At 71.0% G+C, this 8,897-nt stretch carries 9 protein-coding genes; 4 read left to right on the forward strand and 5 right to left on the reverse strand.

Annotated elements, in window-relative coordinates; genetic code table 11:
* Nucleotide 1 precedes the first annotated feature (1 nt).
* Both ACPT94_RS28515 and ACPT94_RS28520 read left to right on the forward strand, forming a co-directional pair.
* A complete protein-coding gene (locus tag ACPT94_RS28515; RefSeq protein WP_360349239.1) occupies nucleotides 2-628 on the forward strand; it encodes a TetR/AcrR family transcriptional regulator in 627 nt (208 codons plus the stop codon).
* Between the two features lie 569 nt (nucleotides 629-1,197).
* A complete protein-coding gene (locus tag ACPT94_RS28520) occupies nucleotides 1,198-2,670 on the forward strand; it encodes a phytoene desaturase family protein (RefSeq protein WP_360349236.1) in 1,473 nt (490 codons plus the stop codon).
* 36 nt (nucleotides 2,671-2,706) lie between these two features.
* On the opposite strand, the gene ACPT94_RS28525 is transcribed toward ACPT94_RS28520, so the two are convergent.
* From ACPT94_RS28525 to ACPT94_RS28545, 5 genes are all read right to left on the reverse strand, one after another.
* Complete coding sequence (locus tag ACPT94_RS28525) at nucleotides 2,707-3,687, reverse strand: SCO2102 family sporulation regulator (protein ID WP_425247158.1); 981 nt, start codon at nucleotides 3,685-3,687, stop codon at nucleotides 2,707-2,709.
* Nucleotides 3,688-3,743: 56 nt separating this feature from the next.
* On the reverse strand, nucleotides 3,744-4,667 hold the full coding sequence (gene metF, locus ACPT94_RS28530; RefSeq protein ID WP_360349230.1) for a methylenetetrahydrofolate reductase [NAD(P)H]: 924 nt from the start codon (nucleotides 4,665-4,667) through the stop codon (nucleotides 3,744-3,746).
* Between the two features lie 172 nt (nucleotides 4,668-4,839).
* Nucleotides 4,840-5,490: a thiamine phosphate synthase gene (gene thiE, locus ACPT94_RS28535; protein WP_425247159.1), complete on the reverse strand. Its 651-nt coding sequence runs from the start codon at nucleotides 5,488-5,490 to the stop codon at nucleotides 4,840-4,842.
* Nucleotides 5,491-5,608: 118 nt separating this feature from the next.
* Nucleotides 5,609-5,974, reverse strand: a complete 366-nt coding sequence (locus ACPT94_RS28540; RefSeq protein ID WP_360349224.1) for an Rv2175c family DNA-binding protein — start codon at nucleotides 5,972-5,974, stop codon at nucleotides 5,609-5,611.
* Between the two features lie 116 nt (nucleotides 5,975-6,090).
* Complete coding sequence (locus tag ACPT94_RS28545) at nucleotides 6,091-6,756, reverse strand: DNA-binding response regulator (protein ID WP_425247160.1); 666 nt, start codon at nucleotides 6,754-6,756, stop codon at nucleotides 6,091-6,093.
* A gap of 68 nt (nucleotides 6,757-6,824) precedes the next feature.
* On the opposite strand from ACPT94_RS28545, the gene ACPT94_RS28550 reads away from it, so the two are divergent.
* Nucleotides 6,825-7,667: an oxidoreductase gene (locus tag ACPT94_RS28550; RefSeq protein WP_360348910.1), complete on the forward strand. Its 843-nt coding sequence runs from the start codon at nucleotides 6,825-6,827 to the stop codon at nucleotides 7,665-7,667.
* Between the two features lie 31 nt (nucleotides 7,668-7,698).
* Nucleotides 7,699-8,865: an IS630 family transposase gene (locus tag ACPT94_RS28555; protein WP_425247161.1), complete on the forward strand. Its 1,167-nt coding sequence runs from the start codon at nucleotides 7,699-7,701 to the stop codon at nucleotides 8,863-8,865.
* Nucleotides 8,866-8,897: the final 32 nt, after the last annotated feature.

The raw sequence follows: 8,897 nt of genomic DNA on the forward strand, positions 1-8,897 counted from the left end.
CATGGAAAGCACCACCACGCCCGGCGGCCGCACCCGCCGCGAGGCCACCCGGCAGAAGCTCTACGAGGCGGCCGTCACCCTCATAGCCGAGCAGGGCTTCTCCGCCACCACGGTGGACGAGATCGCCGAGCGGGCCGGCGTCGCGAAGGGCACGGTCTACTACAACTTCGCGAGCAAGTCGGTTCTCTTCGAGGAGCTGTTGCGGCACGGCGTGGGCCTGCTCACCGCCTCCCTGCGGGAGGCGGCGGAGAACACGGCGCGGGAGGGCGGCAGCCGGGTCGACGCCCTGGACGCGATGATCCGCGCGGGTCTCCTCTTCATCGACCGCTATCCGGCGTTCACGCAGCTCTACGTGGCCGAGCTGTGGCGCACCAACCGGGCCTGGCAGTCCACGCTCATGGTGGTCCGGCAGGAGGCGGTGGCCGTCGTCGAGGGCGTGCTGCGCGAGGGCATCGAGGGCGGCGAGTTCAGCGACGAGATCGACGTGCCGCTGACGGCGGCCGCGCTGGTCGGCATGGTCCTGGTGGCCGCCCTGGACTGGCAGGCCTTCCAGCCGGAACGGTCCCTGGACGACGTCCACGCGGCGCTGTCGCGGCTGTTGCAGGGGCGGGTGAGCGGCCGGGCCTGAACCCGGTCCCCTCCACGCGCGCGTGCACGGGGCCGGCGAAACCGCCCCGCCACGCGCGCGTACACGAAAGCGCCGGTCCGTCGTGGCCACGTCCCCCGTGGGCCACCGCGAACCGGCGCTTCCTCGTGCTCCCCCGATCCCCCCGATCCCCCGTCCCCCGTTTCCCTCCCCGTTGCTCCCCCGTTCGGTCGTTCCCCCGGGTCCCCCCGTGCCTCGCTTCCGCCGACCGGGCCGGCGGAAGGAGCGGTCGAGGGCGGCCCCGTTCCGCCGCCCCGTGTCGGCGGTGCCGGTGCCGCGCCCCTTCCCGTGCCTCCACTCTCCCGTTCGCGCAGGTCGCCCCCCATCCGCGCGCGTACTCATCTCATCGCCTAGGTACGCGTACTCAGACGTGCGTACTCAACTCCAGGGCGCCGCGCGGCCGCCTGGTGCCGATCGCGTCCGGGCCCGTACTCCCTCGCACGGCGGGTCCGGGGGTTCCCGGCTTCCCCGTCTCGCGGATTCGCCGCCGGTCAGGCCCCCGCCGAGGGCTCACGGGGTCACTGTCGGTGGCGGCCGATAAAGTCGCAGGCATGGCACGGATTGCGGTGATCGGCGCCGGGATGGGCGCGCTGGCGGCCGCCGCCCGGCTGGCCGTCGCGGGCCACCGGGTGGCGGTGTACGAGCGTACGGAGACGTACGGCGGTGCGGTGCGCCGCTTCGAGCGGGACGGGTTCTCCTTCGACACCGGGCCCGGTCTGCTGCCCCTGCCCGCGGTCTGGCGGGATCTGTTCGTCAAGACCGGCAAGGAGCCTCTGGAGGCCTGTGTCGAGCTCGTCCAGGTCGATCCGTCGGCGCGGCATGTGTTCGCGGACGGCAGCGAGGTGTCTCTGCCGAACGCCTCGCGGGCGGGAGTCGTCTCCGCCCTGGAGGAGACGCTCGGGGCGGGCGCCGGGAAGCGCTGGGGCGACTTCCTGGTCCGGGCCCGCGAGGCCTGGGACCGCACCCGCCGGCCGCTCCTGGAGGAGCCCCTGTGGGCGAACTGGTCGGTGCTGGCCGAGCGCGAGCCCTACCCGTCGGTCCCGCACAAGCGCCTGCTGCGCACCCGGAGGGCCGGCACGCTCGCCGAGGTCGGCGCCTGGGAACTGCGCGACGCGCGCCTCGCCGCGCTCCTGGAGAGCCACGCGCTCGCGTACGGCCTGGATCCCCGCGTCGCCCCCGCGAGCGCGGCCGTGCTGCCGTACATGGAGCACGCCTTCGGCATGTGGTACGTGCGCGGGGGGATGCGGGAGCTGGCCCGCGCGGTGTACGAGCGGTGCCTGGCCCGCCGGGTCGAGTTCGGCTTCGGCGCCGAGGTCACCCGGATCCTGGAGAAGGACGGCCGGGCGGTGGGTGTGGAGCTGGCCGGGGGCAGGGTGGCGGAGGCGGACTTCGTGGTCGCCCCGGGCAGCGCCGCAGGTCTTCCCCCGCGCGGCCAGGGCGAGGTCGTACCCCGGCAGGGTCTGCCCAGTCGGCTGACCGTGCTGCTCGCCCTGCGCGGCGGGCGTCCGGAGGGAGCCGCTCACCGGACGGTGGTGCACACGGACGACCGTGACGGCGAACTGGAGAGCCTCTTCGGTACGGCACCGGCGGTGCCGGCGCGGCCGACGGTCACCGTCCTGCGGCCCGACGATCCGGACCTGGCGCCGGACACCGCCCACGAGGCGGTCACCCTCAGCGCCGTGGTTCCCGCCGGGGCGGAGATACACGACGAGCACGTGGACGCGCTGGTCTCGGTCGCCGAGCGGGCCGTGCCCGGGCTGCGCGACCGCGTCCTGTGGCGCGAGGTCCGCACCCCGGCCGACATCGCGGAGGAGACCGGCGCGCGGGGCGGGTCCGTTCCGGCGCCCGCGCTGGCCGCGGCCGAGGGCCGGCTGCTGCACCCGGCGAACTCCACCGGTGTGCGGGGGCTGTTCACCGTGGGCGGCTGGTCGCACCCGGGTGGTGGGCTCCCCCACGCGGGCATGTCGGGCGCGCTGGTGTCCGGACTGATCGTGGAGGGGCCGGAGTTCCGGGGCTCGCAGTGAGACCCGGCCGCCCCGGCCACCGGCGCTGAGCGGTCCTCAGAACCGGTACTGCTCGTCGTACCCGTTCCCCTGCCCCTGCCCCTGCTGTCCGTCGCCCTGGTAGGGGTACTGCTGCTCGGCGGGGAGTTCGCCGCCGAGGGGATCGTCGGTGGTGCGCTGCTGCGGGACCCAGACACCGCCGGCCGGGGTCTCCCCGTAGGTGCCGGTGCCGTACTGGTCGTGCCCGTAGCCCTGCTGCCCGTACTGCTGCTGCCCGTAGCCGGCGTCGTAGGAGGCGCCGCCGTAGGTCTGGGTGCCGATGTACGGGTCGGAGTAGGCGGCGTACTGCTGCTCGCCGGAGGTGTCGTAGCCGTACTGCTGCTGGCCGTACCCGGTGTAGCCGTCGTACCCGTAGCCCTGGTCCGCGCCCTGGGCGGCCGTCGCGTACTGGTCCTGGGGCTGGGCGGCGGCCGCGTGGGCGGAGTCGCTGTATATGCCGTAGGAGCCGGTGTCGTCGGGCATGGGCTGGGGCTCGTAGACGGCGGTGGTCTCGGCGGCCGTGGGGGTGTTGCCGCGCGCGGCGGGCGTGAAGACGTCGTCGCGGTCGTAGTCGTCGTAGGAGCCCTTGTCCTGGCCGTACGCCACGCTGTCGCCGCCGAACGGCGTGCCGGCGTCCTGGCCGTAGGGGTCGCCGCCGGCGTCGGTCGCCTCCAGGTCGGAGACCTGGAGGGTCGGGTCCTGGCGCTCGGCCTTGCCGCGGCGGCGCTTGGCGCCGTCGGCGCCGGGGCGGCTGACGGCCCAGCCCGCCGCGAAGCCGCGGCGGAACGAGAGCGTGACGTAGGTCTGGCCGACCGCGAAGGCGATCGCGCCCAGACCGATGACGATGACGGACGGGATCAGCACACCCAGCACGACGCCGAGGAAGCCGACGAACGCCAGGAGGCGCCAGCGCAGCCGTGCCTTGTACTGGAGCAGAACCTCTCCGAGTAGCCACAACGCGACGATGCCAAACGCGATGTAGAGGACCGTCCAGCCCATGTACGCCCCTCTCCCAGTGGCCGCTACGCAGTGTGTCGTATGTGGGTGCGACCGGTCTAGGCCTGCGGCGGGTGGTGCAGGCCCAGGTTCTCGTAGATTTCCAGCGTCGCCGTGGAGTTGTTGAGCGTGATGAAGTGCAGTCCGGGCACTCCCTCGGCGAGCAGCCGAGCGCAGAACTCCGTGGCGAAGTCGATGCCAATCGAGCGTACAGCGGCCGGATCGTCTTTGGCTGTGAGGATCCGCTCTTTCAGCTCGGTCGGGAAGTGGGCGTTGCTGAGCCTGGGCAGCCGCTCCAGCATCTTCACGCTCGTCACCGGCAGGACCTCGGGGATGACGGGGGTCGCGCAGCCGGCCGCCGCCACCTTGTCGCGCAGGCGCAGATAGGAATCGGGCTGGAAGAACATCTGGGTGATGGCGTAGTCGGCGCCGGCCCGGCACTTGTCGACGAAGTGCGTGACGTCCGTGTCCCAGTCGTCGGAGCGCGGGTGCATCTCGGGGAAGGCCGCGACGCCGACGCAGAAGTCGCCCGACTCCTTGATGAGCCGGACGAGTTCGGCGGCGTAGGTCAGGCCCTGCGGGTGCGGCACCCACTCGCCCATGGGGTCGCCGGGCGGGTCGCCGCGCACCGCGAGCATGTTGCGGATCCCGGCGTCGGCGTACTGGCCGATGATGTTGCGCAGCTCGGCGATGGAGTGGTCCACGGCCGTGAGGTGGGCGACCGGGGTGAGGGTGGTGTCGGCGACGATCTGCTGCGTCTCCTTGACCGTGGTCGCCCGGGTGGAACCGCCGGCGCCGTACGTCACGGAGACGAAGTCCGGGGACACCGCCTCGACCCTGCGGAGGGCGTTCCACAGACTCCGCTCACCCTTGGGGGTCTTCGGCGCGTAGAACTCGAACGAGTACGTCGTCTTGCCGGTGGCCAGGATGTCGCGCACGGTCCGGGCGCGGTCGGTCCTGGTGGATGCGGTTCCGAGGGCCATACCCGCAGGTTAACCAGGGGGCGGCGGTCGCCCAACCGGATCTCGGATATTTGCCCGAATTGTCGATTTGTTGTCCATCCCTTGGACAACCGGGCCAACCGGGGCCCACGCCTGGCTCAGACGCTCTGGCTCAGGTGCTCCGCCTCAGACGCTCTAGCTCAGGTGCTCCGCCTCAGACGCTCTGGCTCAGACGCTTGGTGAACTCCGCCGCCGCGGCGCCCGGGTCGTCCGCCTCGGTGATCGCCCGGACGACCACGATCCGGCGGGCGCCCGCCTCCAGCACCTGGTCGAGGTTGGCCAGGTCGATGCCGCCGATGGCGAACCAGGGGCGGTCGGTGCCCAGGGCCGCGGTGTGACGGACCAGGCCGAGGCCGGGGGCGGGACGGCCGGGCTTGGTGGGGGTGGGCCAGCACGGGCCGGTGCAGAAGTAGTCCACGCCCTCCTGGACGGCCGCGGCGGCCGCCTCCGCCTCCGCGTGTGTGGAGCGGCCTATGAGCACGTCGTCGCCGAGGAGGGCGCGGGCCGCGGGGACGGGCAGGTCGCCCTGGCCCAGATGGAGGACGTCGGAGCCGGCGGCGTGCGCCACGTCCGCGCGGTCGTTGACCGCCAGCAGCTTGCCGTGCCGGGCACAGGCGTCGGCGAACACCTTCAGGTGCTCCAGCTCCTCGGCCGCCTCCATGCCCTTGTCCCGCAGCTGGACGATGTCGACGCCGCCCGCGAGGACCGCGTCCAGGAACTCCGCCAGGTCGCCCTGGCGCTTACGGGCGTCCGTGCACAGGTAGAGACGCGCGTCGGCGAGCCGGGCGCGGGCGGTGTCGGGCATACGTGGGTCCCCCCGGGGCGGTGGTGTACGGCCGTGGCGAGCCACGGGGCGCGCCAGGGCCGTACACCAGGCGGTTGTTCGAGTCTGCGGGTCGTGCTCTGCGGATCGGACTCCGCGGTCAGACGGCGAGCGCCTGGGCGCGGCGTTTCACCTCGGTGCCGCGATTCTCGCTCAGGGCCTGCGCCGGGGTCCCCGGCAGGGACGGGTCGGGGGTGAAGAGCCACTCCAGCGCCTCTTCGTCGGAGAAGCCGTCGTCCCGCAGCAGCGTCAGGGTCCCGGACAGGCCCTTGACCACCTTGTCCCCGTCGATGAAGGCGGCGGGGACGTGCAGCGCGCGGTTCTCGCCACGGCGTACGGCGATGAGCTGGCCCTCCTTGACCAGCTGCCGGACGCGTGTCACCTCGACGCCGAGCTGTTCGGCGATGTCGGGCAGGGTGAGCCAGGCGGGGACGAGAGCATCGATCTTTGCGTCAATCTCGGTCACGGGAACAAGCCTAAGTGGTCGGCTCCGGAAGTTATTCGGGGGTTGACGCGACGGTTGTTTACGTATACCGAGGTGCTCAGGTGTACAGACCCTGCAGGGGTGTGATGACTATGGTCTCAGCGGGGTAGCCCCAGCTCACCCGCGCGCAGCCCGGCCTGGAAGCGGGAGTTGGCCTCTAGCTTGACCATCAGTTCGGCCACGCGCCGCCGGTAGGTGCGTAGCGAAAGGCCGAGCTGTTTGGCGGCTGATTCGTCGGTGAGTCCCGAACCGAGGGCTTTGAGGATCACGCGGCCGTCAGCATCGAGGTGGGGGATGTTCTTCCGCAGATACGTGTCGGGACCGACGGCGGTGTCCCAGATCGCTTGGAACAGCGAGTGGACGCCGTCGACCAGGATCTGCGACGTCGTCACGGTGTATTCGCGGCCGGTAGGGGTCTCTGCGCCGGCGAGGATCATCACCCGCCGGTCGATGATGATGGTCTCGTGCGGCAGTCGCGAGCCGCTGATCCGGACGAGAGCTCCTTTGTTCTGCACCAGCCGTAGATGCGCGCGGGCCTCCTCGTCAGCGAGCGCGACCGGGCTGAGCAGCTTGCGAGGGATGAAGTCCGGGGAGTGCGCAGCGCGCATCCGGTTGCGGATCGCGGCCCTGGCCTGTGGCTGCGAGAAGGTCTTGAGGTCTCGGGCGGCGCACAGGAACTCGGCCTGCGCGGACTCGAAGAGATGGCCGGCACGCTCGATCAGCTCTGTGTCCCCTCGGACGGAGAACACCTGCTCGTTCCGCATACCTCAAGTCTGGCAGCAAGCTGCCACAAGCTCGCAGGGACGTCATGGCGGTGGACACCATAAGCCTTATGACGATCAAGACCTTCTCCCTCGGCGGGGACCTGACCATCAACCGGCTCGGCTTCGGCGCGATGCGCCTGGCAGCAAACACCTTTGACGGCCCGCCACGAGATCCTGAGAACGGCATCGCGGTGCTCAGGCGCTCCGTGGAACTGGGCGTGAACCACATCGACACGGCCGACTTCTACCGCAGGGGTACGGTGCGGGCCAACGAGCTTATCCGTAGGGCGCTGTCCCCGTACCGTGACGATCTGGTGATCGCGACGAAGGTCGGGCCACTGCCCACGCCAGACGGTGTGCCCAGTGGGCAGGCGACGCCTGATCAGCTGCGCGGCTTGGTCGAGGCGGACCTGCGCTCTCTTGGGCTGGACCGGCTCGACCTGGTCTATCTGCGGGTGGGCGGGATGACCGGGCCAGGCGGCGAGGCGATCGCCGAACGCTTCGCGGTGCTGGCCGAGCTCCGCGCGGAGGGGCTGATCCGGCACCTGGGCGTCAGTAACGTCGACGCCTTCCAGTTCGCCGAGGCCCGGGAGATCGCGCCTGTCGCGGCGGTGCAGAACCGTCACACAGGTGACATGGGGCTGCTGGCGGAATGCGAGGAAGCGGGTATCGCGTACGTGCCGTACTTTCCGCTCGGCGGTGGTGTCAGTCCGCTGGACACCGAACGGCTGGACAAGGTGGCAGTTCGCCTGGGCGCGACCGCCACGCAGGTGCACCTCGCCTCGCTGCTGGCGACCTCGCCCTCGCTGCTGGCGATTCCGGGCACTGGTTCACTCGATCACCTAGAGGAGAACCTCGCCGCGAACGATCTCAGTCTCAGCGACCAGGACCTGTCTGACCTGCGAGGTTGACTGGGCGGCTCCGGAAATCGGCTTGCCTGCCATGCCCGTTGCCACCGCCCGCCCGATATCCCCGACCGATACCGAGCTGCACCGGTTGAAGAAGGCAGCCAGGGGCCACAAGACCGAGCACCGGCTGCGGGTGCGCGCACAGATCGTGCTGCACGCGGCCCGCGGGCTGCCGAACGCGCGGATAGCCGAGCGGGTTGGTGTGCACGTAGACACCGTGCGCACTTGGCGGAGCCGCTTCGCTGAGCAGGGCATGCCCGGCTTGGCCGACCGTAAGCGCACCGGACGCCCGCCCACCTTCACCTCGCTGCAGGCTACCCAGGTCAAGGCCCTCGCCTGCCAGCTGCCCGCCGAGACCGGCGCGCCACTGTCCCGCTGGACCACCCCCGAACTGGCCCGCGAGGCCGTAAAGCGCGGCATCGCGCCCTCCTTGTCGGCCTCCACCGTGCGCCGCTGGCTCGCGCGGGACGCACTCAAGCCCTGGCAGCACCGCTCTTGGATCTTTGTCACCGACCCCGACTTCCGTCCCAAGGCCGAGCGCGTTCTGGACCTGTACGCCCGCACCTGGAACGGCGAACCCCTCGGCGCGGACGAGTTCGTCATCAGCGCCGACGAGAAGACCTCCATCCAGGCCCGCTGCCGCTGCCACCCCACCCTCGCCCCCGGCCAGGCCCGCGCGATGCGCGTCAACCACACCTATGGCCGCGGCGGCGCACTGTCCTACCTGGTCGCCTACGACGTTCACCACGCGACAGTGTTCGGCCGCACTGAGCCCAGGACCGGCATCGACCCGTTCATGGCCCTGGTCACCCGGGTCATGAACCAGGAGCCCTATGCCAGTGCCAAGCGCGTGTTCTGGATCGTGGACAACGGCTCCTCCCACCGTGGGAAGAAGGCCGCCGACCGGCAGACCGCCGCGTTCCCGAACGCGGTGCTGGTCCACACCCCAGTGCACGCCTCCTGGCTGAACCAGGTAGAGATCTACTTCTCCGTCGTGCAGCGCAAGGTCGTCTCACCCAACGACTTCACCGACCTGACCGAAGTCGAGGACCGGCTCCGAGCGTTCGAAGACCGCTACAACGCCACGGCACAGCCGTTCCAGTGGAAGTTCACCACCTCCGACCTGGACGATCTGCTCGCCAGGCTCGACCGGTACACCGCCGATCACCAAGAAGAAGCCTCCGTTGCGCTGGCAGCATGAGCACCCCTGAAGGACTTACCAGTGCGACCACT

Origin of the sequence: Streptomyces aurantiaciflavus, from assembly GCF_049808595.1 — a bacterium.
In the GTDB taxonomy this organism is placed as follows: Bacteria; Actinomycetota; Actinomycetes; order Streptomycetales; family Streptomycetaceae; genus Streptomyces.